At 39.9% G+C, this 25,234-nt stretch carries 20 protein-coding genes; 10 read left to right on the forward strand and 10 right to left on the reverse strand.

Going from position 1 to position 25,234, the window contains the following annotated elements; all coding sequences use genetic code 11:
- Positions 1-79 precede the first annotated feature (79 nt).
- Positions 80-2,419 carry a TonB-dependent receptor gene (locus tag F908_RS12705; protein WP_005162569.1) on the forward strand — a complete coding sequence of 780 codons (2,340 nt, stop codon included), beginning with the start codon at positions 80-82 and terminating at the stop codon, positions 2,417-2,419.
- A gap of 94 nt (positions 2,420-2,513) precedes the next feature.
- Here the strand turns inward: F908_RS12705 and arsH are convergent, their stop codons facing one another.
- Genes arsH through arsC form a run of 5 tightly spaced genes read right to left on the reverse strand, consistent with a single transcriptional unit; the run spans position 2,514 to position 5,534 of the window.
- Positions 2,514-3,218, reverse strand: a complete 705-nt coding sequence (gene arsH / locus F908_RS12710; RefSeq protein ID WP_005162572.1) for an arsenical resistance protein ArsH — start codon at positions 3,216-3,218, stop codon at positions 2,514-2,516.
- A gap of 5 nt (positions 3,219-3,223) precedes the next feature.
- The gene (gene arsB / locus F908_RS12715) at positions 3,224-4,264 is read right to left on the reverse strand and encodes an ACR3 family arsenite efflux transporter (RefSeq protein WP_005162578.1); all 1,041 of its coding nucleotides are present in this window, start codon (positions 4,262-4,264) and stop codon (positions 3,224-3,226) included.
- A 7-nt stretch (positions 4,265-4,271) separates the two neighbouring features.
- Positions 4,272-4,745 carry an arsenate reductase ArsC gene (locus tag F908_RS12720; RefSeq protein WP_005162582.1) on the reverse strand — a complete coding sequence of 158 codons (474 nt, stop codon included), beginning with the start codon at positions 4,743-4,745 and terminating at the stop codon, positions 4,272-4,274.
- A gap of 6 nt (positions 4,746-4,751) precedes the next feature.
- Entirely contained in the window at positions 4,752-5,072 is a 321-nt protein-coding gene (locus tag F908_RS12725; RefSeq protein ID WP_005162593.1) for a metalloregulator ArsR/SmtB family transcription factor, read from the reverse strand.
- Positions 5,073-5,099: 27 nt separating this feature from the next.
- The gene (gene arsC / locus F908_RS12730) at positions 5,100-5,534 is read right to left on the reverse strand and encodes an arsenate reductase (glutaredoxin) (protein WP_034602872.1); all 435 of its coding nucleotides are present in this window, start codon (positions 5,532-5,534) and stop codon (positions 5,100-5,102) included.
- Between the two features lie 261 nt (positions 5,535-5,795).
- Here arsC and F908_RS12735 point away from each other — a divergent pair, with 261 nt between their 5' ends.
- Positions 5,796-6,944: an alpha/beta fold hydrolase gene (locus tag F908_RS12735; RefSeq protein ID WP_005162598.1), complete on the forward strand. Its 1,149-nt coding sequence runs from the start codon at positions 5,796-5,798 to the stop codon at positions 6,942-6,944.
- Positions 6,945-7,053: 109 nt separating this feature from the next.
- Here the strand turns inward: F908_RS12735 and F908_RS12740 are convergent, their stop codons facing one another.
- The 4 genes from F908_RS12740 to F908_RS12755 all read right to left on the reverse strand — a co-directional run bounded on the left by F908_RS12740 (position 7,054) and on the right by F908_RS12755 (position 13,135).
- Positions 7,054-9,114 (reverse strand): putative bifunctional diguanylate cyclase/phosphodiesterase, encoded by a 2,061-nt coding sequence (locus F908_RS12740; RefSeq protein WP_005162599.1) that lies wholly within the window; start codon positions 9,112-9,114, stop codon positions 7,054-7,056.
- A 684-nt stretch (positions 9,115-9,798) separates the two neighbouring features.
- On the reverse strand, positions 9,799-10,815 hold the full coding sequence (gene ilvC, locus F908_RS12745) for a ketol-acid reductoisomerase (protein ID WP_005162600.1): 1,017 nt from the start codon (positions 10,813-10,815) through the stop codon (positions 9,799-9,801).
- A gap of 104 nt (positions 10,816-10,919) precedes the next feature.
- Positions 10,920-11,411: an acetolactate synthase small subunit gene (gene ilvN, locus F908_RS12750; RefSeq protein ID WP_005162601.1), complete on the reverse strand. Its 492-nt coding sequence runs from the start codon at positions 11,409-11,411 to the stop codon at positions 10,920-10,922.
- A complete protein-coding gene (locus F908_RS12755; RefSeq protein WP_005162602.1) occupies positions 11,408-13,135 on the reverse strand; it encodes an acetolactate synthase 3 large subunit in 1,728 nt (575 codons plus the stop codon). Before F908_RS12755 ends, ilvN begins: the two co-directional genes overlap by 4 nt.
- 508 nt (positions 13,136-13,643) lie before the next feature.
- On the opposite strand from F908_RS12755, the gene F908_RS12760 reads away from it, so the two are divergent.
- On the forward strand, positions 13,644-13,988 hold the full coding sequence (locus F908_RS12760) for a DUF4124 domain-containing protein (RefSeq protein WP_005162603.1): 345 nt from the start codon (positions 13,644-13,646) through the stop codon (positions 13,986-13,988).
- A 343-nt stretch (positions 13,989-14,331) separates the two neighbouring features.
- Positions 14,332-16,956, forward strand: a complete 2,625-nt coding sequence (gene leuS, locus F908_RS12765) for a leucine--tRNA ligase (RefSeq protein WP_005162604.1) — start codon at positions 14,332-14,334, stop codon at positions 16,954-16,956.
- A gap of 86 nt (positions 16,957-17,042) precedes the next feature.
- On the opposite strand, the gene F908_RS12770 is transcribed toward leuS, so the two are convergent.
- A complete protein-coding gene (locus F908_RS12770; protein WP_005162607.1) occupies positions 17,043-17,543 on the reverse strand; it encodes a hypothetical protein in 501 nt (166 codons plus the stop codon).
- Positions 17,544-17,764: 221 nt separating this feature from the next.
- Between F908_RS12770 and lptE the strand changes: the two genes are divergently transcribed.
- From lptE to F908_RS12800, 6 genes are all read left to right on the forward strand, one after another.
- Positions 17,765-18,274 (forward strand): LPS-assembly lipoprotein LptE, encoded by a 510-nt coding sequence (gene lptE / locus F908_RS12775; RefSeq protein WP_005162609.1) that lies wholly within the window; start codon positions 17,765-17,767, stop codon positions 18,272-18,274.
- 9 nt (positions 18,275-18,283) lie between these two features.
- The gene (gene holA, locus F908_RS12780) at positions 18,284-19,279 is read left to right on the forward strand and encodes a DNA polymerase III subunit delta (RefSeq protein WP_005162611.1); all 996 of its coding nucleotides are present in this window, start codon (positions 18,284-18,286) and stop codon (positions 19,277-19,279) included.
- Between the two features lie 24 nt (positions 19,280-19,303).
- Complete coding sequence (locus F908_RS12785; RefSeq protein WP_005162613.1) at positions 19,304-20,134, forward strand: SIR2 family NAD-dependent protein deacylase; 831 nt, start codon at positions 19,304-19,306, stop codon at positions 20,132-20,134.
- A 108-nt stretch (positions 20,135-20,242) separates the two neighbouring features.
- Positions 20,243-21,577, forward strand: a complete 1,335-nt coding sequence (locus F908_RS12790) for a MacA family efflux pump subunit (RefSeq protein WP_034602787.1) — start codon at positions 20,243-20,245, stop codon at positions 21,575-21,577.
- Position 21,578: 1 nt separating this feature from the next.
- Positions 21,579-23,570, forward strand: coding sequence for a MacB family efflux pump subunit (locus F908_RS12795; protein ID WP_005162616.1), 1,992 nt, complete (start codon positions 21,579-21,581; stop codon positions 23,568-23,570).
- Positions 23,571-23,581: 11 nt separating this feature from the next.
- Positions 23,582-24,982 carry an efflux transporter outer membrane subunit gene (locus F908_RS12800; RefSeq protein WP_005162618.1) on the forward strand — a complete coding sequence of 467 codons (1,401 nt, stop codon included), beginning with the start codon at positions 23,582-23,584 and terminating at the stop codon, positions 24,980-24,982.
- Positions 24,983-25,234: the final 252 nt, after the last annotated feature.

Genomic DNA, 25,234 nt, shown 5'->3' on the forward strand with positions numbered 1-25,234 from the left:
ATAGTTCAGTTATAAATTGAAATTATGATTAAGAATCATTATTATTCTCAAAATTTTTCTCATATCTGTGTGAACGATTATGTCTTTTATCAAATCACGTAAGAAATTAGTATCTTCCGCAATCGCATCTTCACTCTCCGTGATTGCAGTACCAGCCATCGCTCAAGATCAGCCAGTACAACTCCCAACAATTCATACCCAAGCAGAACAAGAACAAGGTCTTAAAGTAGACCAATCCTCAAATAGCAAATTTGTCGTTCCTCTTTTAGATACGCCAAAATCTGTTTCTGTTATTTCAAAGCAGCTTATTGCAGATACTCAAGTTACAAGTCTTTCTGATGCTTTACGTACGATTCCTGGTATTACTTTAGGTGCTGGTGAAGGTGGTAATCCAAACGGCGACCGCCCTTTCATTCGTGGCTATAACTCAGAAAGCTCAATGTATGTAGATGGCATTCGTAACTCAACATCACAAAACCGTGAGATGTTTGCAGTTGAACAAGTTGAAGTTACAAAGGGTTCTGCCTCTGCTTTAGGTGGTGCAGGTACTTCTGGCGGTAGCATTAACATGATTTCTAAAGTTGCTAAAAAAGGCGATGCTTTAGAAGGCTCGATCTCAGGGGGTACAGATAATTATGCACGTATCACTTTAGACGGAAACAAAGATTTTAATAATGGTGTCGCAGCTCGTGTGGTGGTCATGGGTCATCAAAACGAAAAAGCGGGTCAACATGATGGTGCTGAATATAAACGTGCAGGTATTGCACCAAGTATTACCTTTGGTTTAGATACAGCAACTCGCGGCACCTTGAGTTATTACTACCTTAAAACCGATGATATTCCAGATTCTGGTATTCCATATAACAATCCATTTTCTTCAAATGCTGATCCTAAAAAAGATTTTACTCATTTGAATGGCAATGGCAAACCGATTGATGTTCAACAAGGCAGTTACTATGGTTGGAAAGATCGTGATTTCCAAAAACAAGAAAATCAGTTTGGTACATTCAAATTAGAGCATGATTTAACCGATAACCTAACGCTGAGTAATACAGCTGTTTACACAAAATCTAAGAATGATTATCTGTGGACTAATCCAGATGATTCTAAGGGTAATTTCTATAACAAGACTACGGGTGCTTTAGATGGCTCAGTTTGGAGACGTACGAACTCTCGTGTTGCAGATACGGACGGCTTTACAGATCAACTTGCTTTAACAGGTAAGTTTGATACAGGTGCATTTAAACACCGTTTTAATACAGGCGTTGAGTATAGCGATCAAAAAACTGATCGTACTCAATATATTTTAAACGGCTTAGATTCAACAGGAAGCGCAAATAATACGTGTAACGCTACTGCAATTGCTTCTGGTTGGTGCACGTCAGTGCAGAATCCAAGTAATGTTCCGTGGACAGGTCGTATAAGTACTGATGGTGCTGATCGTTACAATATTCGTAGCAAAAACCAATCTGTTTATTTCCTAGATAATATCGAGTTAAGCCCACAATGGCTTTTGGACTTAGGTGTTCGTTGGGATAAATTTGAAACTAAACAAACCATGACTTATGGTGCACGCAATAATGCCGTGACAGGTCTAAATAATACAAAAATCACAGCTAAAGCTGGTGATCAAGTTACGGTTGAGAACAATAAAGATTTCTTTAACTACCAAGCTGGCTTAACCTTTAAACCAGTGGAAAACGGTTCTATCTATGTCAGCTATGCAACTTCAGCAAACCCTGTGGGTGTCGATGGTGGTGATGGTTCAGAAGGGATTACTGCTGCGATTCAAAATCTAAAACCTGAAGAAGTTAAAACATATGAATTAGGAACTAAGTGGGATGTTCTTAATGATAAATTAAACCTTACAGCAGCAATTTTCCGTACTGAAAAAACCAATACTCGTGCTACAGCTGAAGATGGCACCACTCAAAATATCGGCGAAACACGCGTTGATGGTATTGAGCTTGGCGTAAACGGAAATATTACTGAAAAATGGGCTGTTTCTGCGGGTTACACCTATTTAGACAGCGAACTTGTCGATGGTGGTTACACCAATGTAGGTAGTACGACAACCCCTGTTTACCAAGCAAATCCAAGTAATGGTAATCAAGTACAAAACGTTGCAAAAAATAGCGCTACGCTTTGGACGACATACCAAGTCTTACCGGATTTAACATTGGGTGCTGGTGCTGTCGCAATGGATAAAGTCTATGGTAATGCCACGAATACCAAGTGGGTTCCAGGTTATGTTCGCTATGATGCAATGGCGCGTTATAACGTAAATAAAAATGTTGATTTACAGCTTAATCTAAACAACTTATCTGATAAGCGTTATTTCACTAAAGCTTATACATCACACTATGCCACTGAAGCGGAAGGTCGCAGTGCAGTATTGTCTGTGAACTTCAAGTACTAAAATATAAAAAATCCATGGTTTAACGATGGATTTTAATAAAAAACAGCCTCGTCACGAGGCTGTTTTTTATTATCTTAAGGAAAAGCGATAAACACTATAGATTACGTTGATTGACGCGCTTTGACAGTTCTTCAGCGGACTCTTTCCGTTCAGAATAACGGTCTGTTAAATACTTGCTCTGCCCTCGCGTCAACAGTGTGAATTTATATAATTCTTCCATCACATCTACGATACGATCATAGTAAGACGATGCTTTCATACGACCATCTTCTTCAAACTCTAAAAATGCTTTTGGAATTGAAGACTGATTTGGGATGGTAATCATGCGCATCCAACGTCCTAAAATACGCATTTGATTGACACTATTAAAAGACTGCGAGCCACCACTAACTTGCATCAATGCCAAAGTCTTACCTTGGGTTGCACGAATCGCACCACCTGCCAGTGGAATCCAATCAATTTGCGATTTAAAGATGGAACTCATCGAACCATGACGTTCAGGCGAACACCACACCATGCCCTCTGACCATGCCAACAATTCATGTAGCTCTTTGACTTTTGGGTGTTCCATATCCGCATCTTCAGGTAAGGGCAAACCTTTAGGATGAAAGATTTTTACTTCAGCACCAAACTGCTCCAAGATGCGCCCTGCTTCCATCACGGCTAAACGACTATAAGAACGTTCACGATTCGAACCATACAACAATAAAATACGTGGTGCATGATCCAAGGCTTGCGCCTGCACTTTTCCTAAAGTGGGTTGATCAAGTAAATTCATATCTATATTTGGAAGAGTCATCACAATTACACCAATTTAAAATACTTTTTTCTAAGCCATAAAGACACACTAACCAAAGCAATCAGCACAGGCACTTCAACCAATGGACCAATCACTGTGGTAAATGCCACAGGTGAAGCTAAACCAAAGGTTGCAATAGCGACCGCTAATGCCAATTCAAAGTTATTCCCAGCAGCAGTAAAGGAAATTGCAGTGGTTTTCGGATAGTCATTCCCCATCCACTTGCTCATAAAAAAGCTCATGAAGAACATCACAACAAAGTAAATCGTCAGTGGAATCGCTATACGAATCACATCGAAAGGCAAGCTCACGACATCAGCACCTTTAAGGCTAAACATCGCCACAATGGTGAACAGCAACGCCAACAAACTTAAAGGGCTGATCTTCGGCAAAAAGACATTTTGATACCATGCGAGACCTTTGGCTTTCACTAAAATCAATCGTGTCATGAAACCAAGAAAAAATGGAATACCCAAGTAAACCAACACCGCATGGGTAATCGTCCAAAAATCTACATGAATGACTTGTCCTGCAATACCAAAATAAGGTGGCAAGAAAGTCAGGAATAACCAAGCATAGGTACTGAAGAATAGAATTTGAAAGATACTGTTAAATGCCACTAATGCTGCAACATATTGATTATCACCACAAGCTAAACCATTCCAGACCAAAACCATCGCAATACAACGTGCTAAGCCAATCAAAATTAAGCCCGTCATATATTCTGGATAGCTGTGTAGAAAAATAATGGCTAATCCGAACATCAGAACAGGCGCAATAATCCAGTTCTGAACCAAAGATAAAGTTAAGGTTTTTTTATCTTTAAATACTTCAGGCAATGCCGCGTAATCAACCTTTGCTAAGGGAGGATACATCATCAAAATCAGACCAATCGCAATTGGGATATTGACGGAATCCACACTCATTTTGTCTAAAGCGACAGAAGCCTGAGGTAAGAAAACACCGATCGCAATTCCCAACCCCATGGCAATAAAAATCCATAGGGTTAAGTTACGATCTAGAAATGACAATCTTTGCTGAGCCATGATGTTCTCATTCAATATCTGAGATGTGATTGATTGCAGCAATCAATTCAGGACGGGACATATTTGCGCTATCTAATGCAAATAGAGCATCTAAACGGCGGTTGATATGATCTACAGTCACTTGGAATGCTTGTAATTTTTCTGATTTAGGCAAATCTAAATGTGAAGGATCAGCCAAGCCCCAATGTGCTTTAATTGCACCGCCTAAATACAGTGGGCAAGCTTCCTGAGCTGCAGAATCACAGACCGTAATCACCACATCCGCTTGATATTGTTCGCAGTCATCAATGGTTTTACTCCACAAACCATCAGTTGAAAGGCCTAAGTTTTCAAGCGTTTCAATCGTCAGTGGATGAACCTGTCCAGAAGGCTTACTGCCTGCGCTATATGCTTTCCAATTTTCAGGTGCACGACTGTTAAAAAGTACTTCGGACAAAATGCTGCGACAACTATTTCCAGTACATAGGAAAATAAATTTCATGCGGTATTACTCACAATAACTTTTAATTTGGAGAGACTGAGATTGGTTACTTGCGGAAGTTTGTTCACGTACCAAGAGATTGAGTAATTCATGACACCAAGCAGGCAACTCTGGATGAATGCTGTAATACACCCACTGACTTTGTCTTCGATCTTGTAGTAAGCCAGATGACCTTAATAAGGCTAAATGTCTCGAAATTTTTGGTTGGCTCAAGTTTAATTTTTCAGTCAAATCACAAACACATAGTTCTTTATTTTCCGCCACTAAAGTGACAATACTGAGACGTGTTTCATCAGACAAACACTTAAAGAAATTCACTCGATCCATTTCCAACCTCAAATACTAAATTATTATTTAATTAACACGCTGACCATTTTCATCAATCACCTGTTCACCATCCTCTTTGGAAAAAGCACCTTGTTGTGCAACTGGTAAAATATCCAGCACCAACTCCGATGGTCTGCATAAACGGGTACCCTGACTCGTCACAACAAAAGGACGATTAATTAAAATAGGATGTTCAAGCATAAATTCGATTAATTGATGATCTGTCCAAGTCTCACGATCCAAATCAAGTTCACGATAAGGGTCAACATTCGTACGGATCGCAGCCCTTACAGACAAACCAGCATCACTAATCAATTGAATAAGTTCAGATTTTGAAGGAGGATTCAGTAAATATTCAATCACGATAGGTTCAATACCCGTATTGCGAATTAATCCGAGTGTATTTCGAGATGTCCCACATGCAGGGTTGTGATAAATCGTAATTTGTTGCTGAGTAGACATAATGAGTAAAAACATTTTGAATTAATGATAGTGACTTTATATATGAATATTCATATATGCGCAATACCACATATTAGGGTTGATAAGCTCACTTACGTATACGCCCCAACTGCCTAAATAAGTATTTTTGAGCAATTTACGACCATGCAATATTCTAAATTGATCATTTTCAAAAATAAGTTAAGCAGATGAGTCAGTGAGCAAATGCTTTTTTTCTTCTAATATGCGGCTACACAGTTGTAACCATAGAGTTCTTGGACGATGACTCAATTGCCTAAATTAAAAAATACCTTTGTTAACGCTAAAACAGCCCAATCCATCTTAAAAACGCGTGCGGGTAAGCAAGCTGCACAAGTATTTTCAAATGCGGCAGATCGTTTCTTGAGGGGACATCAACTGGCATTGTCAGGAAAGACACCTTTTGAAGTCGTTTATGAACGTGAAATTATTAGCTTACGGTTTTACAAGTCAGACGTAGAATCGGGTGAAAATAAACACCGTGTGCCACTGGTTATTATTCCCCCATTAGCAGCGAACACCTTAGTGTTCGATTTGTTTCCTGATCGTAGTCTCATTCGTTACTTTCAAAGCCAAGGTTTTGATGTATATATGATTGACTGGGGCACACCAAGCCTTAAACAAGCTAAATATAATTTCGGTACATATATCAAAATCTTTATGCCCGACTTTATCAACAAAATTCGTGAACATAGCGGACAACAACAACTATCACTGTATGGTTGGAGTCTCGGTGGAGCGATCTCGCTTTGCTATACCTCATTATTTAAAGATAAAAATATTAAGAATCTAATGATTTTGGCATCACCAATCAACACTCATCAATCAGGTTATATTGGTAAGCTCTATCAAAAGTTAAACACACCAGCACAATGGGTACGGACCAATACTAATTTCCGAATCCGTCAAATTCCGAGCCGCTATTTCCATATTCATGGTTGGCAAAATACGCTCGGATTTAAGCTCACAGATCCCGTGGGTAATTTTAAAAATTATTGGCAATTACTAAAAAATTTGAACGATCGGCAGTTTGTCATTAATCACGCAACATCAAGTTCATTTGTTGACAATATGCTTGCATATCCTGGTGGTGTAATGCGCGATATTATTTTACGCTTCTGGATTGATAATGAACTTTCGACAGGTCTCGTTAAATTCGGAGATCAAACGGCTGATTTTAAAGATATTGATTGTTCAGTACTTGCGATTGGTGGGGATACTGACATTATTGTGACTGCAGAAGCTGTACGACCATTAATGGATTTGATCAGTAGCCAAGATAAAACCTTTGAAATTGTCTCTGGTGGTCATATGGGTTTGGTTTCAGGTAGCCAAGCACCACAAGCAGTTTGGCCTGTCGTTAGCGCATGGTTGCAACAGCGCTCAAATTAAGTGCTTATAATTGCTAAAATAGTCAAGGCTGTGAATCTCTTTTACTTGAAAAGATATGAGCAGCCTTTTTCGTGAATAGATGATATAGAAATCGTTAGGTCCAAATAAACTAAGCAAAGTTGTGATGATTCAACACTAAATTTTCAACATTTACAGGCATACCCAATAAATAACCTTGTAATTGATTACATCCTAAATTAGTTAAAATATCAGCTTGTTGCTGTGTTTCTACACCTTCAGCTGTGACGATTAAGCCTAACCTAGCGGCAAGGTGAATGATACTTTCTAGAATTGCCTCTTCTTTCGAGTTTGGTTGTAAATCTATGAGAAAACCGCGATCAATTTTAAGTTCATCAACAGGCAGATCTTTTAAATATAAAAAGCTTGAATAGCCAGTTCCAAAATCATCAATCGCAATCCGAATACCCAACTTACGCAAGCGTTCTAAAGTGCGAATACTTGAATCAATATGATGCATTGCTGTTGATTCAGTGATTTCTAAAATAAGATTGTGGGGCTGAATTTGATATTGTTCTAAGAGCTGCTCTAATACGTTAAAAAGTTTTTTATTTTCAAATTGTAATGCAGATAAGTTGACGGCAATTGGATAAAAAGGACTATTACTTCGTTCCCATTTGTGAATCTGCTGACAAGCTTGCTCCAATGCCCAATATCCCATCGGAATAATCAAACCTGTTTTTTCTGCTCCCTCAATAAACATTTGAGGAGTCAACAAACCTAAGCTTGGATGCTTCCAACGAATGAGCGCTTCAATACCACAAACTTTATAATTCGCAGTAAATTTAGGTTGATAAAATAAAACAAATTGCTGCTCATCTACAGCTTTATACAAGTCATTAATTAATTTGGATTGGCTACGAACATCTTGCTGATCTGTTGTAGAGTGGAAAACAGTAAAGGTATTTCTACCCTGCTCTTTAGATGCCAACATTGCTACATCTGCATTAATTAATAAATCCTGAAGATTCGTACCGTGCTCAGGATACATCGCAATTCCCAAACTTGCAGAAATATTAATTTCTTTTGTCGCGATCAGATATGCCTCTTGAATAAAATGCAGAACTTCTTCTGCCAGCAACATCGCTTGATTAACATCAGTATTTTCAGAGATCAATACAAACTCGTCACCACCAATACGAAATAGCTTATGGCTTGAACTTAATTTTTCATGTAACCGATTGGCCATTTGAATTAAAAGTTGATCACCAATATGGTGTCCAAAAGCATCATTTACCGATTTAAAGCGATCTAAATCTACATATAAAAATGCTGCTTTTTCTTCTCGTAAGCGATGATGGCTGAAGATTACTTCCGCATAATCTGTCAAATATAATCGATTCGGCAACTTTGTTAATGAATCATGTAGTGAGTGAGTTGCTAATTCTTTATTTATTCTAACTAATTGTTGATTACGCTCCTCTAGTCTGGCTTCTAAAACTGCGATGGCAAAACCAGCAACAAATACCAAACTGATAATAAAAATAATACTAAACAATAAAACGGGTTGCTCTGTATGTGCTGAGCCAAGTGCTTCCGCAAATCCTGTATCAAAATAAGTGGCTGCCATACCCGTGTAATGCATACCTACAATACTAAAAGCCATCAATATTGCAACGACAGCCTTTAGTGCAGTTTTATATTTAACCGCGGTTGTGTATTTAAAAATGAATAAACAGCTCAAACCAGAACCACATACAGCGATGAGTACTGAACAAATCACGAGTAATGGATCATATCTCAATTGATGGTGTTCAACTGAAAGCGCCAACATCCCCGTGTAATGCATTCCAGATATCCCTAGCCCTAAGAATAATGCACCTAAGATCAGACGTGGCATAGGTAAAGTAGGTCTAGTGGTTAGCCAAACAGCAAATACCGAAGCAGTTGCGCCTATCAAATATGAAAGCACAGTCAAACTAATATCAAAATGATAGCCTTCAGGCAAACGGCTCGCGAGCATTCCAATAAAATGCATCACCCATATTGCCAAGCCTAAAGTCAAGCCACTCGTTACTAAAATGCTTTTCTCCAACTTTTTATAAGCAGCTTTAAAAACGAGTTCTTCCATTGAAACTGCCGCATAACAAGTCGCTACTGCAACCAAAATGGAAACGATGACCCATGTGCTATCGTAATCAACGTGAACCATAAAGGACTTCCATGATTATTCAGTACTTTTTTTTATTTATTGAGCGAATTGCTCAAAATCAGAACGATCATTAACACTCAAAAAAGATACAAATGGTGTATTCATAAACTTTCCTTAACAATAACATCATCTAGTATAAGTTCAAGTCTTTTTCATTTTATAAATCAATAGAATAAAAACACATATTCATTTCAAACCAATGAAAATTCTTGTTTTTTTACTGCAATTTTAAAAGCAACCAACAATTATAAAAGATGCACTACCTTTCATAAATACTCTAAACATGTATATAGTATGCCTTTTTATCATGCTGTTTGCTATAATTCTGTTATTAAAAAAGACTAAGAATATGAAGTTTTTTATATTGAAAGCAAATAAGTGACTACACTCCTTATCAGGTAATTTATTTTTTATACTCTCAGTAACATCTTAAAAATTCTGCTTACTTCCATACGAGCCGTGAGAATTAACTTAACAACCTAAACGGCAAGATTAGGCTATCATCACAAGGTACAGCACTGTAAGTGATGCAATAAAAAAACCCTTGTATAAACAAGGGCTCTTCAAAGATTAAACTAAAAAATTAGTTTTTCTCTTTATCAACGATTTTGTTCGCTTGAATCCAAGGCACGAAAAAAATGGGAAAGCACTGCTTTCCCATTTTTTAAGGCACGTAACGCAACCTTAGTTCTTTTCTTTGTCTACGATTTTGTTTGCTTGGATCCAAGGCATCATCGCACGTAATTTAGAACCTGTTACTTCGATACCATGTGCTGCATTTTGACGACGACGAGCAGTCATAGATGGGTAGTTCAACGCACCTTCTTGGATGAACATTTTCGCATATTCACCAGATTGGATACGTTTCAATGCATTACGCATTGCTTCACGTGACTGTTCGTTGATTACTTCAACACCAGTTACGTATTCACCGTATTCAGCATTGTTAGATACTGAATAGTTCATGTCAGCAATACCGCCTTCGAACATCAAATCAACGATCAATTTAAGCTCATGTAAGCATTCGAAGTAAGCCATTTCTGGTGCATAACCAGCTTCAACTAAAGTTTCGAAGCCCATTTTAACCAATTCAACAGCACCACCACAAAGAACTGCTTGTTCACCGAATAAATCAGTTTCAGTTTCTTCACGGAAAGAAGTTTCGATGATACCTGTACGACCACCACCTACGCCTGAAGCATAAGAAAGTGCAACGTTACGAGCATTACCAGAAGCATCTTGGTGAATCGCGATAAGATCAGGAACACCTGAACCACGTTGGAATTCTGAACGTACAGTGTGACCAGGTGCTTTTGGAGCAACCATGATTACGTCTAAATCTTTACGTGGAACAACTTGGTTATAAAGAACAGAGAAACCATGAGCAAATGCTAAAGTTGCACCTTCTTTGATGTTTGGTTCAATTACATCACGATAAAGTTGAGCTTGGAACTCATCTGGAGTCAAGATCATAACTAAGTCAGCTTGAGCAACAGCTGCTGGCACTTCAGAAACTTTAAGACCTGAATTTTCAGCTTTTTTCCAAGATGCTGAACCAGCACGTAAACCAACAGTTACGTCTACGCCAGAGTCTTTCAAGTTAAGTGCGTGAGCATGACCTTGTGAACCATAACCAATAATTGCAACTTTCTTGCCTTGGATGATTGATAAGTCACAGTCTTTATCGTAAAAAATTTGCATCTGTTTTCTCCGCTAAAATTTTTGTCATTTCCCTTGTTATACAAGGATAGATTCTTTGAAACTTCCCAATTCTTGCATTTCTATATGAAGAATTGGGGAAGCGATTAAATACTTAAAACTTTTTCACCACGTGCGATACCAGACACACCAGAACGTACAACTTCTAGAATGGTGTTTTCAGCAAGTGCATCAATAAAACCATCAATCTTTTCAGTTGTACCTGCGATCTGAATCGTATAAGTGGTTGGTGTTACATCAACGATTTGGGCACGAAAAATATCAGCTGTACGCTTAATTTCCGCACGAGCGGCACCTAAAGCTTTCACTTTAATTAACATAAGCTCGCGCTCAATATGCGCACCTTCTGACAAATCAACCACCTTAACCACTTCAACTAATTTATTCAGTTGTTTTGTGATCTGCTCGATTTTGTGATCATCACCATAAGTTGTCAGCGTCAAACGAGATAAAGTTTCATCTTCAGTTGGCGCAACGTTTAAAGTCTCAATGTTGTAACCACGTTGAGAGAATAAACCGACCAAACGAGAAAGCGCGCCTGCTTCATTTTCTACAAGTACAGAGATAATGTGTCTCATGCCGTGCGCTCCCCTTTACCTAACCACATATCTTTCATCGACTGACCTGCAATCAACATTGGATAAACATGCTCTGTACGATCAACCATGACATTAATGAATACACATTTATCATTAATTGCCATTGCTTCAGCCAGTTTAGACTCCAATTCATCTGCATGATTGATTTGAATACCTACGTGACCATAAGCTTCCATCAATTTTGCAAAATCAGGTAAAGAATCTACATAAGAGCTTGAATGACGCCCTTCATAGTTCATGTCTTGCCACTGCTTCACCATGCCTAAAGCTTGGTTATTTAAGCAAAGAATTTTCACATTTAAGCCATATTGCTTACATGTCGATAATTCTTGGATACACATCTGAATTGATGCTTCACCTGTAATACACACGACTTGTTGATCTGGGAATGCAAGCTTCGCTGCCATTGCATACGGTAAACCAACACCCATCGTACCTAGACCACCAGAGTTAATCCATTGACGCGGGCGTTTGTATTTGTAGTACAAGGCACCAAACATCTGGTGCTGACCTACGTCAGACGTAATGATCGCTTCACCATTGGTCACACGATCAAGCGCTTCCACCACTTGTTGTGGTTTCATTTCACCATTTTGAGCCGCTTCATAGCGTAAGCCATGAACTTTACGCCACTCATTAATCTGAGACCACCATTCAGCAATTGCTTCCGGATTTGGCTTGGACACATTCATCTGTTTCAACTGTACCAACATTTCCTGAAGGACAGGTTCAACCGCACCCACAATTGGAATATGCGCCATGATGGTTTTTGAAATGGTCGCTGGGTCAATATCAATATGAATGACTTTGGCATTTTGACAGAACTTGGCTGGATTGTTGGTCACACGGTCATCAAAACGTGCGCCAATCGCCAAAATCACATCGGCATTATGCATTGCCATATTGGCTTCATAAGTACCATGCATCCCTAACATACCCACAAATTGTGGATCATTACCTGGGAAAGCACCTAAGCCCATCAACGTATTGGTCACTGGATAACCCAATAGATGTGCAAGTTCAGTCAACAATGCCGAAGCATTCCCCTGAACAACACCACCACCTGTATAAATCATTGGGCGTTTAGCAGTGATCAGTTCATCAATGGCTTTACGAATTTGACCTGAATGTCCACGTGAAGGCGGTTGATATGAACGCATCTTCACTTTTTCAGGATATTCGTAGGCAAATTTTTCTGCTGGATTGGTGGCATCCTTAGGAATATCAACAACCACTGGGCCTGGACGACCAGAAGAGGCAATATAAAATGCTTTCTTAATAATGGCAGGAATTTCGCTGGCGTGACGCACTTGGAAACTGTGCTTTACGATTGGACGAGAAATACCAACCATATCTGTTTCTTGGAATGCATCTTCACCAATTAGGTGACTTGCAACTTGCCCTGACAAAATCACCATTGGGATTGAGTCCATATAGGCAGTTGCAATAGGAGTAACAGTATTTGTTGCACCTGGACCAGAAGTCACAAGAACAACACCTGTTTTACCAGTTACACGCGAGTATGCATCTGCCATATGACCAGCAGCTTGCTCATGACGTACAAGGTAATGATTAATTTTGTCTTGTTGAAAAAGCGCATCATAAATATGTAAAACTGCGCCGCCTGGATAACCAAAAACATGCTCTACGCCTTCGTCCGCAAGCGCACGAACGAGCATTTCACCACCAGATAAAAGTTCCAACGTGATTCACCCTAGTGTTAGTACAATTTATGGGAGACATAAATTATATTTTCATTCATTAACTTATGCACTTTTCTAAGTGTGCGTATTCTACTCGTTTTTGCTGCAATAGGAAAAATTTTCTGACTCATCAGCCGTATAAGCTGTTATTACATCTCGAATCAAAACATGTTGGGATAAACATATTTCAAAAAATCATTCTCTCGGCTAGAAAGAATGTCCATTGCAAACCATGACATTTATTCGAAGGGTGATCAAATAAGCGCATATAAAACTAAGCAAGCATTTTTGTTGCTTTCATACACAAAGTCAAGAATAAAGAAAAGGTTTTTTTAGAATAATTTTTAGCTGTTGTTTTTTTAATCTCTCAGCTCAAGGTAATTTATCGATTCAAATGCCCATTTATCAAAAAACTATTTTCTTTTTATACAAAAATAGGCATTGTGATTGGCTAATTCAAACATTTTGATCGAATATAGACGGAATTCTTTTGGGGGGAGATCAAATTATGAAACCATCATATTTTAAAACAAGCCTATACGCTGTCGCAACTACGACTCTGCTTCTTTGTTCTAGCCAAAATTATGCTCAGCAGTACTACAAATGGATGGATGCTAATGGTTCAACCCATTACACCACGACTCCTCCACCAAAAGGAGCAAAACGTTTAGATAGAATTTCCACTTATGGAAGTAGCACTCAAAATACAAACCCGCCGAAAGCACAGCAACCTCAAAACGAAAATCAACCATCTGAAAATCAACCCAATCAAAATATGACTCGACCTCCAATAGATGAAATACCTCAAGCGCCTGCTGTTTCTGCTGCACCCATTACACCGCGTGGTATATAAAATCTAATCATAGACTTTATCGTTGTCTAAAATCTTAAGGTGGCTATGATTTATTTGTCACCTTGCTTGGATAAAATAAAAATATTATTAAAAAACAAAAAAATATATCAATACTGTTTCAATATTTACACATTATTATGACGGCTGTATTGAAAGCCTCTTCATCTAAAAAAGAGAGCCTTTAACAAATTCAAAGATACTCACTTTTTAAAAATACCCCAACTGGTTTCCACTCGCATCATTTAGAAGATAAAATCCTCAGCTAAAAACTGACATCCCCCCCTATTTTGCGCTATGCTGTGCCGTAATCTTAACTTTAATTTTTGTTGTATCGCATATCCCTATGACGACTTCTCACATTGACTCCGAATATCAAGCAAGTGCCATTGAGCCTCAAGTTCAACAAGACTGGGACAATCGCAAAGTTTTTAAAGTTGCAGACACTGTAGAGGGCAAACATCGCTATATCCTGTCGATGTTCCCTTACCCAAGTGGCAAACTGCATATGGGGCATGTGCGTAACTACACCATTGGTGACGTGATCAGCCGTTTTTATCGTTTAAAAGGTGAAACGGTATTACAACCAATGGGTTGGGATGCATTTGGTTTGCCTGCTGAAAATGCAGCGATTGCGCACCAAGTTGCACCAGCAAAATGGACCTTTGAAAACATCGCGTATATGCGTGACCAATTAAAGAAATTGGGCTTATCCGTCGATTGGGATCGTGAGTTTGCGACCTGTACACCAGAGTACTACCACTGGGAACAATGGTTATTTGTTCAACTTTATAAGAAAGGCTTGATCTATCGTAAGCTTTCAACCGTGAACTGGGACCCAGTAGACCAAACAGTGTTAGCCAACGAGCAAGTTGAAAATGGTCGTGGCTGGCGCTCTGGTGCATTGGTTGAAAAACGAGATATTCCAATGTACTACTTCCGCATCACCGACTATGCACAAGAATTATTAGACGATTTAGACACCTTAAAAGATGGTTGGCCACAACAGGTTTTGACCATGCAACGTAACTGGATCGGCCGTTCGACAGGGATGGAAATCACCTTCCCTTCTGCCAATACTAAAGTCTATGCAGATGGGCTAACCGTTTATACAACGCGTGCGGATACCTTAATGGGTGTGACTTATGTTGCGGTTGCAGCAGAACACCCTCTTGCGCTTAAAGCAGCGGAAAACAATCCTGAATTAGCTGCATTTATTGAAGAATGCCGTATGGGTTCAGTCGCAGAAGCGGACTTAGCCACGGCTGAAAAGAAAGGTATGGCAACAGGCTTATCTGTTAAGCACCCAGTCACAGGTGAAGAACTCCCTGTTTGGATTGCCAACTATGTGTTGATGTCATACGGTTCAGGTGCTGTAATGGCAGTTCCTGCACATGACGAACGCGACTTTGAATTTGCCAATAAATTTAACTTGCCAATCAAGCAAGTCATCGATGCTAAAGGCACTGATGATGCTGAATACTCAGTTGCTGAATGGCAAGAATGGTACGGTTCTAAAGATGGCAAATTGGTGAATTCTGGCGAGTTTGATGGTTTAGCATTCCAAGCCGCTTTTGATGCCTTCCTTGCAAAATTAGAACCACAAGCTTTGGCAAATTCTAAGGTTCAATTCCGTTTACGTGACTGGGGTGTTTCTCGTCAGCGTTATTGGGGTTGTCCAATTCCAATGATCAACTGTGACACGTGTGGTCAAGTCACCGTTCCAGAAGATCAATTGCCTGTGGTATTACCGACCGATGTAGTTCCAGATGGTTCGGGTAATCCATTGAACAAGATGCCTGAATTCTATGAAACCAAATGCCCAAGTTGTGGTGGCGATGCACGTCGTGAAACAGACACCTTGGACACCTTTGTAGAATCCTCTTGGTATTATGCGCGTTATGCATCTCCAGACTTTACTGGCGGTATGGTAAAACCTGAAGCGGCTCAAAGCTGGCTTCCTGTGAACCAGTATATCGGTGGTGTAGAGCACGCAATTCTGCACTTACTTTATGCACGTTTCTTCCATAAATTGATGCGTGATGAAGGCGTAGTACAAGGCAATGAACCATTTACTAACTTGCTCACCCAAGGCATGGTGTTGGCAGACACCTTCTACCGTGAAGCAGAGAGTGGCAAGAAAACTTGGTTTAACCCTGCTGACATCGAATTAGAGCGTGATGAGAAAGGTCGCATTCTATCTGCGAAATATTCGGGTGATGGTCAGGAAGTTGTGATCGGCGGACAAGAAAAAATGTCTAAGTCGAAAAACAATGGTATTGATCCACAGGCCATTATTGACCAGTACGGCGCAGATACCGCACGTGTCTTTATGATGTTCGCTGCACCACCTGATCAATCTTTAGAATGGTCAGATACAGGTGTTGAAGGGGCTAACCGCTTCTTGAAACGTGTATGGCGTTTGGCTGCTGGTTTCTTGGAAAAAGACAATCAAGCGACTGCAATTGATACATCAAACCTCTCGAAAGACGCGCAAGATTTACGTCGCAAAACCCATGAAACCATCCAGAAAGTGGGTGATGACATTGAACGCCGTCATGCGTTCAATACTTCTATTGCGGCATTAATGGAGTTATTGAATGCGACCAATAAGTTTGAAGCAAAAGATGACAATGATGTAGCTGTTGCACGTGAAGCAATTACGACTTTGTTGACTTTACTTGCCCCATTTGCACCACATTTAAGTCAAACACTTTTAGCACAGTTTAGTATTGATATTAACACGACACTGTTCCCACAAGTGGATGAATCAGCGTTAACCCGTAATACGCAAACGATTGTTGTACAAGTGAATGGTAAACTTCGTGGTAAGTTAGACGTCGCAGTCGATATCTCTAAAGATGAGTTATTGGCTTTGGCAAAAGCATTACCAGAAGTTCAACAATTCTTGACTGGTCCAGCCAAGAAAGAAATTGTAGTGCCAAATAAACTTGTGAATCTAGTCGTTTAAAGTGATGAATCAAAGGCTGTTTTGCAATAAAGCAGCCTTTTTATGTTTCAGAGGATTAACCTACATAGTGTAGCAAAATATTATTTTTAACGTATTTCACAACTATATATTGGTTTATCCACTGCGATTTGGGCAAGCTTAAGTTGCAGTTTCACCCAATCCATGCTGAATTTAAGATTAGGGTTTTTCGACTTTTCAGGTGGTAATAGTCCTAATTGATACAATCTAAAATCTGTTACAGATTTTCTAAATTCAGGAGAACTCCATTCTTGCCTAAATATTCCATCCGCTGAATCACAATTATTTAATCGTCCAGATGCAATTTCCTGTACAGTCTCAGACTGTGCTTTAGCAGAGATGACATAAACTGCCATTGGCGGGTTTATAGCTTCCACAACAACATTCAATGTATATCCAAGAGGTGCTTCTTTTATACTAATAGACTTTGGATTCTGCATTTTAGATATAATTTCTATACTATATCGCCCATAAGCAATGCTTTCTTTGGTTGCCGCATAAGTAAGAGTTGCAGGAAAGCACCCAATTATACTTATTATGAAAGCGATTTTTTTATCCCATTTCAACATTTATTATACCCCCTATAAAAATTTCACTAAATCTTCAAAAGCCTAAAAAAAGAAATGGTTCATGTCAAGAATTTTTAATATATTTAAAACAAATATTTAACGATATTTTTTAGATAACTTACTAGTAAGTCGACATTGAATAACACTTTCCACAAACTAAAAAAAACAGGTAAAATAGCATTTTGATGCTAATATCAAACGAAAGTACACAAGGAACATTTATGCACTTAGCACAACGTTTAGCTGCTATCGTTTTAACTTTAGGTCTAAGTGCAGGCTTAGTTGGCTGTGGCTTTCATTTAAAGGGAAGCTATCCAACGGCAACACCATTGGTTTATAACAAACTAACTTTGGTTTTACCTGACAATACCGATGAACTCGAAAATCGTCTCAGCATCTATCTCAGTGCTACGGGCGTACAACTCAGTAATGCCAATGATGCCTATGTACTTCGTATCTTAGATTACACTCCTCGTCGCCAGTTATTGAATGGTAAATTGACTGAAGTACTATTGCGTTTAACCGTGACTTTCCAAATTGAAGATCGTCAAGGCAATAAAACCACAGAACCACGTACACTCACTGCATCTCGCACGTACCAATATGATGTGGCAACTGTAAATACAGATAACCAACAAGAAGCGTATCTGAACCGTATCATTATTGATGATATTGCCCAGCAAATTACGCGTCAAATTGCAGCGAATCGTTTACCCAAAGCTCAACCATAATTACTTTTTATGAAGTTAGATTATGTTCAAGCATTAAAACGCATTACAGAAGCCCGTGGTGCATGGATCATCCATGGGCAAGAACCTTTACTTGAGCAAAACTTACTTGATGGATTTCGTAAAAGTTGGCAACAGCATGAAGTTGAACGTCAGCGTTATGACATCAGTAGCGTCAATGATTGGAAAAATGTTTTTAATGCGCTGAATAGCTTATCGCTGTTTTCTCAGCAACTCGCCATTGAAGTACATGGCAATATCAAGCCTGATGCCAATGGCTTAAGACTGCTGAAAAACTATATTCAACAGAATGAACATAACTTATTGCTCATCGTTTTACCTAAACAAGACAGCAGCAGTTTAAAGTCTGCCTTTTTCCAAGTCGTGGAGGCCAATGGTGTTGTGGTTTCTTTGACCGCAACTTACCCACAAGACCGACAAAAAATCTTAAATTTAGAAGCAGAAAAACTAGGCATTCAACTAGATCATGATGCTTGGCAATGGCTGATGGAGCACCATGAACATAATCTATTGGCTGCGAAAAACAGCCTAATGCGTGTGGCAGATACCTTTCCCGATATCAAACAAATCCAGATTGATCAACTCTATGAGTGTTTACAAGATCAATCACGCTATACCACCTATGATTTAAGTGATGCATTATTAACAGGAAATTTAGCTCAATCCGTTAAAATCTATCAGTATCTTCTTGCTGCTGGCGAACCAGATAGTTTGATCTTATGGACACTCAGCAAAGAAATGCGTCTACTCATGCAACTTTTTGAGCAGCCACAGAATGCATTGCAATTAGGGATTTGGAAAACTAAAGTTTCGCTTTATCAGCAAGCATTACGCCGCTTAAACCCTCGTCAGTTTTTAAAATGGCCTGAACTTTTATTAGCAATTGATGCTGCAATTAAAGGAATGTCTAAAGAAAACTCAGAACATCTGATGCTTCAAGCAATCAGTGAACTGTGTGGTACAACTTTATTTCCAAGCTTTTCTTAAAGATAAATAAAAAAGGATGACTTTATGTCATTGGATTTAACCACAATCCAGAAAGAACAAATCAAAGATATACTTTCGCATGCTGATGCTCTTATTATCAGCGCAGGTGCTGGCATGGGTGTTGACTCAGGTCTGCCCGACTTTCGAGGCAATCAAGGCATGTGGCGAGCTTATCCAGAACTCGGTAAACAACGTATCGACTTTACTGAAATAGCCAATCCAGCAGCATTTAAATTTCAGCCAAATTTAGCATGGGGTTTTTATGGACATCGTTTGGCACTATATCGTCAAACCTTGCCGCATCAAGGCTTTCATTTACTCAAACAACTCGCTGAAAAATTAGCACTCCCCTACTTTGTATTTACTTCGAATGTTGATGGGCAATTTCAAAAAGCAGGTTTTGATCCAAACCAAATTTATGAGTGTCATGGCTCGATCCACCATCTTCAATGCTCAGAACCTTGCCAACTCACAACATGGTCAGCAAATGAATTAACGCCTGAGATTGATCATCAAAATTGTCAATGGTTAGGACAACTCCCACTATGCCCACATTGTGGCAAGTTATCCCGTCCAAATATTTTGATGTTTAATGATTATGCTTGGGTCAGCCAAAGACACACGCAACAAGCGAGACGCTTAGAAAATTTTTTAGAAGCCCACAATCAATCTATTGTCATTGAAATAGGTGCAGGCACAACCATTCCAACCGTTCGTTATTTCAGTGAACGCTTCGCACCACAACTCATCCGCATCAATCCTCGTGAAGCAATACTTCCATCCAAGGGTGGAGTTTCAATCGCAGAAAATGCAGTCATTGGTATTCAAAATATTTATCAGATTCTAGTCGAGTAATTTCAATAAAATTTGATAATAATTATCATTATAGATTAAAAATATCCACGTTTTATCCTTATTTCGCTTTTATACTGGTTTGATATTTCCAAATCTCAATCTGTTGCCATGCCCAAAACAAGTTCTAAAAAAATACCATTCAGTAAAATAATAATGATCGCTATCGGTGTCGCGATTATTGCAGCCGTTGCATGGTTTTTCTTTAAACCTAAAGATCAAGTACCACAATATATTAGTGCTGAAGTTTCCAAAGGTGATATTGAAGATTCAGTACTTGCAACGGGTGTACTTGAAGCAACCAAGATGGTCAGTGTGGGTGCTCAGGTTTCAGGTCAAGTGAAAAAAATGTATGTTCAGTTAGGCGATCAAGTCAAACAAGGTCAACTGATTGCACAAATCGACTCGATTCGCCAAGAAAACGAATTAAAAACAGCCAAAGCGAATATTCAAAATCAACAGGCTCAATTGGCAGTTCAACAAGCCAATTTAGCAAAAGTGGAAGCTGAATATAAACGCCAACAGGCTATGTTTAGCCAAGATGCAACTTCACGTGCAGAACTTGAAACAGCACTAGCAAACTTTAAAACAGCACAAGCTCAAATTGCAGCAATCAATGCGCAAATTGAACAATCTCGTTTAACACTCGCAACTGCACAAGAGAATTTAGGTTATACCAGTATTATTGCACCAATGGATGGGACAGTGGTTGCCATTGTGACCGAAGAAGGTCAAACGGTGAATGCCAATCAAACCGCGCCAACGATTGTGAAATTGGCGAAATTAGATACGATGACAATTAAGGCTCAAATTTCTGAAGCCGATGTCATGAAAGTTGAAAAAGGTCAAACCGTTTACTTCACGACATTAGGTAATAGTGACAAAAAACATTACGCACAGCTACGTCAAGTTGAGCCAGCACCAAACTCTATCAATACCGAAACAACCAATACCAGTTCATCATCATCAAGCACAGCCGTGTATTACAACGCTTTGTTTGATGTTCCAAATGAAGACGGTAAGTTACGTATTGATATGACTGCACAAGTCTATATTGTTTTGGCTGAAGCGAAAAATGTACTAACAATCCCTGCCGCTGCCATCCAAACTAAACGTTCAAACAAAAAAGAAAATGGCAATAATTCGGTTGCAACAGATAAATCAAAAAATGCAGATACTCAGAAAGCGCAGCATCCTAAACGCCTAGATTTGACTGAAGCTGAAAAAGCCTTAATTGCTCAAGGTAAAGCATCCACAGGCATGGTTCGTGTGTTACAAGCGGATGGAACTGCTCAACCTCAACCTGTGTTAATCGGCCTTAACAATCGTGTTACTGCACAAGTGCTGAGAGGTTTAAAACAAGGGGATCAAGTGGTGATTGCCGATGCAACTGATAGCTCAAATGAAGCGGCGAAACGTAGCAACCAACGTCCAATGAGAATGTAATATGACGCAAGATCACACACATTCATCACAGCCATTACTTGAGGTCAGTGATCTCACCCGTGAGTTCCCTGCGGGTGAAGGTACGGTGCAGATTCTCAAGGGCATTAACCTAAAGATTTATGCAGGTGAGCTGGTTGCCATCGTTGGTCAATCTGGCTCTGGTAAATCCACCCTAATGAATATTCTGGGCTGTCTGGATAAACCAACCGCAGGCAGCTATCAGGTCAATGGTCGGGAAACCCGCGAACTGGAACCAGATGAACTGGCACAATTACGCCGTGAATATTTTGGTTTTATTTTCCAGCGTTATCACTTACTGGGTGATCTGAGTGCTTCTGGTAATGTTGAAGTCCCAGCCATTTACGCAGGCGTAGACAGCCAACTTCGCCAACAGCGTTCGGCTGAGCTACTCTCAGAACTCGGACTTGAAGAACGCTTACATCATCGACCAAGCCAGTTATCTGGTGGTCAGCAACAACGTGTTTCAATTGCCCGTGCATTGATGAATGGCGGTGATGTGATTCTTGCCGATGAGCCAACAGGTGCATTGGATAAGAATAGTGGTGTTGAAGTGATGCGTATTTTGCGTGAGCTGAATGCCAAAGGTCATACCATTATTCTGGTCACCCACGATCTGAATGTTGCCAAGAATGCGACCCGTATTATCGAGATCAGTGATGGTAATATTATTTCAGACCGTGCCAACGTGCCTGAGAATGCAGATTCAGATTTAGAACATCAAACCCTGCAACGCACACCACAAAAGAAAACCTCAAGCTGGCGTTCTTTTTTTGACCGTCTCGGTGAAGCATTCCGCATGGCACTGCTTGCCATGAATGCCCACCGTATGCGGACTTTCTTGACTATGCTTGGGATTATTATCGGGATCGCATCCGTGGTCTCGGTGGTTGCACTTGGGAATGGCTCACAGAAGCAAATTCTAGAAAATATCAGTAGCCTCGGCACCAATACCATTACCGTGTATCAGGGGCGTGGTTTTGGTGATAACTCGCGTGCTTCACAAGTCAAAACACTGGTGCCTGCCGATGCCGATGCACTGGCGGAACAACCCTATGTGGATGGAGTCAGCCCATCTGCCAATACCAGTGTGACGCTACGTTACAAAGATACCGAAGCATCGGCAACTGTAAATGGTGTCAGTGCAGATTTCTTCTATGTCCGTGGCATGAACTTTAAATCAGGACAGCCTTTTGACAAAAACAGTGTTACTCAGCGTGCCCAAGATGTGGTGATTGATACCAATACGGAGAAAACCTTCTTTGCAGATGGGACCAATCCTGTCGGTCAAGTACTGCTCTTAGGCAGCGTACCAAGTCGAATCATCGGCGTGATTGATGCCCAACAAGGCTTTATGGGAAATTCAGATAGCTTAAACGTTTATCTGCCCTATTCCACGGTCATGAGCCGTATGTTAGGTCAGTCTAATGTGCGTAGCATTATTGTTCGTATTAAAGATGAATACCCAAGTAGTGCGGCTGAAAATGCAATTCTAACCTTGCTGGAACAACGTCACGGCGCACAGGACGTATTTACCCAAAACTCCGACAGTATTCGTGAAACCATTCAGCAAACCACAGCAACCATGACACTGTTAATTTCTGCAATCGCCGTGATTTCTCTAGTCGTTGGTGGAATTGGCGTGATGAACATTATGTTGGTCTCTGTGACTGAACGTACTCAAGAAATCGGGGTACGTATGGCGGTTGGTGCTCGACAAAGTGACATTTTGCAGCAATTCCTGATTGAAGCAATTTTAGTCTGTTTATTGGGCGGTATACTCGGTGTACTACTCTCTTTAGGGATTGGTCAAATCATCGGACACTTTGCCAAAGGCATCATTGAAATGAGTTATTCGACCACGTCAATCGTAGCGGCCTTTGTCTGCTCAAGCATGATTGGTATTGTATTTGGCTTCTTGCCAGCACGAAATGCAGCACAGCTCGATCCAGTTGCTGCTTTAGCGAGAGAATAAGGAATTTGAGTATGTCTTTTCAATTCACAAAATTAGGACTCGCACTGGTACTCACTGTCTCCTTAGCTGGCTGTTCTGCTGTGGTGAAAACCCCCTATAACACCCCAACAGTCCAAGTGCCGCAACAGTTCCAGTACGATGCACAAAAAAGTAAAAGCATCAATTTAACTGATCAATGGTGGACGTTATTTAATGATGCCCAACTGAATCAGTTGGTCGATCAGGTTCTCGCTAAAAATAGCGATTTAACTGTTGCCGGAATCACCCTTAAACAGGCTCGTTTACAGGCAAGTTTGGCTGAAAATAAACAAGGGATTCGAACCAGTTCGAGTGTTTCAGCAGCTCATAACTATGACCTCCGTTCAGGCGATGGTTCTGACCGTGGGTTATCGACCAGTGTCGGTGTTAGCTATGAACTCGATTTATTTGGCAAGCTCGCCAATCAAACTGAAGCAAGTCGTTGGGAAGCTCTAGCCACTGAACAAGATTTGCAAGCCACAGCACAAAGTCTGGTTGGAACCACAGCAAAACTGTATTGGCAACTTGGCTACCTGAATGAACGCTATCAAACCATTCAGCAAAATTTAGCCTCAACTCAAAAAACCTATTCTTTGGTACAGTCGCAATATAAAGCGGGTGCAGTTTCAGGTTTAGATTTAACTCAAGCGGAACAATCGGTACAAAGCCAAAAAGCCAGTTTAAGCCAAATTGAGCAGCTTCGTGTTGAAGCGCGTACTGCCCTTGCTGTATTGCTACATGAACCTGTTCAACAACTGAATATTCAAGAGCCTACACAACTACCTCGCAATGCTCTGCCGAATATCGCGGTCGGACTCCCTGCGGATATTTTATCGCGTCGCCCTGACTTACAAGCTTCTGAATTACGCCTACGCAAAACCTTAGCCAATAAAGATGCAACCAAAGCCAGCTATTATCCATCGATTAATTTGACGGGAAATCTAGGTTCTTCTAGCACCTCTTTAACACAACTGTTAAAGAACCCTGCTTTAACTTTAGGTGCAAGCCTGAGCCTACCTTTTCTTAAATATAATGATATGAAGAAAGATATTGCGATTAGTGATCTTGAGTATGAAAAAGCGATTATTCAATATCGGCAAACCTTATACGAAGCTTTTGCTGATGTCGAAAATGCATTATCAAATCGCACTCAACTGAATCAGCAAGTACAACTGCAACAACGCAATGTCGAACTTGCGAACAAGACCGAGCGACTAACCGAAGTTCGTTATCGTAACGGTGCAATCGCATTAAAAAACTTACTAGATGCGCAAGCGACTACACGTAATGCACGACTCAGCTTAGTTGAAACCAAGCAAAGTCAATACAATGCCTATGTAACTTTAATGCAAGCGCTTGGCGGAAGTCCTGTAAAAGAACTGCCTGAACAATAGCACACGAGTTGATATTATTTACTCACTTAAAGTTTTAATCATCAACTTCTTTGTATTGATTTAACTATTACGGTTTTATATGCTGATCAAAATATAATTATATTGGCTTTGTACACGACAAAAGAAGATAACTCATTGAAATAATGGCATAATACTTGTTTTCTGACGACGAATATGATGACACATTTCAATGAGTTACATCTCATCTTAAACAAATATCTAAAGTGGAACAAGTCACATGTAAAATGTTTT

The organism is Acinetobacter sp. NIPH 284, from assembly GCF_000369425.1.
In the GTDB taxonomy this organism is placed as follows: Bacteria; Pseudomonadota; Gammaproteobacteria; order Pseudomonadales; family Moraxellaceae; genus Acinetobacter.

What these genes read in the sequence shown, in the direction of transcription:
- F908_RS12705 (WP_005162569.1), top strand. Translation starts at nt 80, where the DNA reads ATGTCTTTTATCAAATCACGTAAGAAATTAGTATCTTCCGCAATCGCA.
- arsH (WP_005162572.1), bottom strand. Translation starts at nt 3,218, where the DNA reads ATGACTCTTCCAAATATAGATATGAATTTACTTGATCAACCCACTTTA.
- arsB (WP_005162578.1), bottom strand. Translation starts at nt 4,264, where the DNA reads ATGGCTCAGCAAAGATTGTCATTTCTAGATCGTAACTTAACCCTATGG.
- F908_RS12720 (WP_005162582.1), bottom strand. Translation starts at nt 4,745, where the DNA reads ATGAAATTTATTTTCCTATGTACTGGAAATAGTTGTCGCAGCATTTTG.
- F908_RS12725 (WP_005162593.1), bottom strand. Translation starts at nt 5,072, where the DNA reads ATGGATCGAGTGAATTTCTTTAAGTGTTTGTCTGATGAAACACGTCTC.
- arsC (WP_034602872.1), bottom strand. Translation starts at nt 5,534, where the DNA reads ATGTCTACTCAGCAACAAATTACGATTTATCACAACCCTGCATGTGGG.
- F908_RS12735 (WP_005162598.1), top strand. Translation starts at nt 5,796, where the DNA reads ATGACTCAATTGCCTAAATTAAAAAATACCTTTGTTAACGCTAAAACA.
- F908_RS12740 (WP_005162599.1), bottom strand. Translation starts at nt 9,114, where the DNA reads ATGGTTCACGTTGATTACGATAGCACATGGGTCATCGTTTCCATTTTG.
- ilvC (WP_005162600.1), bottom strand. Translation starts at nt 10,815, where the DNA reads ATGCAAATTTTTTACGATAAAGACTGTGACTTATCAATCATCCAAGGC.
- ilvN (WP_005162601.1), bottom strand. Translation starts at nt 11,411, where the DNA reads ATGAGACACATTATCTCTGTACTTGTAGAAAATGAAGCAGGCGCGCTT.
- F908_RS12760 (WP_005162603.1), top strand. Translation starts at nt 13,644, where the DNA reads ATGAAACCATCATATTTTAAAACAAGCCTATACGCTGTCGCAACTACG.
- leuS (WP_005162604.1), top strand. Translation starts at nt 14,332, where the DNA reads ATGACGACTTCTCACATTGACTCCGAATATCAAGCAAGTGCCATTGAG.
- F908_RS12770 (WP_005162607.1), bottom strand. Translation starts at nt 17,543, where the DNA reads ATGTTGAAATGGGATAAAAAAATCGCTTTCATAATAAGTATAATTGGG.
- lptE (WP_005162609.1), top strand. Translation starts at nt 17,765, where the DNA reads ATGCACTTAGCACAACGTTTAGCTGCTATCGTTTTAACTTTAGGTCTA.
- holA (WP_005162611.1), top strand. Translation starts at nt 18,284, where the DNA reads ATGAAGTTAGATTATGTTCAAGCATTAAAACGCATTACAGAAGCCCGT.
- F908_RS12785 (WP_005162613.1), top strand. Translation starts at nt 19,304, where the DNA reads ATGTCATTGGATTTAACCACAATCCAGAAAGAACAAATCAAAGATATA.
- F908_RS12790 (WP_034602787.1), top strand. Translation starts at nt 20,243, where the DNA reads ATGCCCAAAACAAGTTCTAAAAAAATACCATTCAGTAAAATAATAATG.
- F908_RS12795 (WP_005162616.1), top strand. Translation starts at nt 21,579, where the DNA reads ATGACGCAAGATCACACACATTCATCACAGCCATTACTTGAGGTCAGT.
- F908_RS12800 (WP_005162618.1), top strand. Translation starts at nt 23,582, where the DNA reads ATGTCTTTTCAATTCACAAAATTAGGACTCGCACTGGTACTCACTGTC.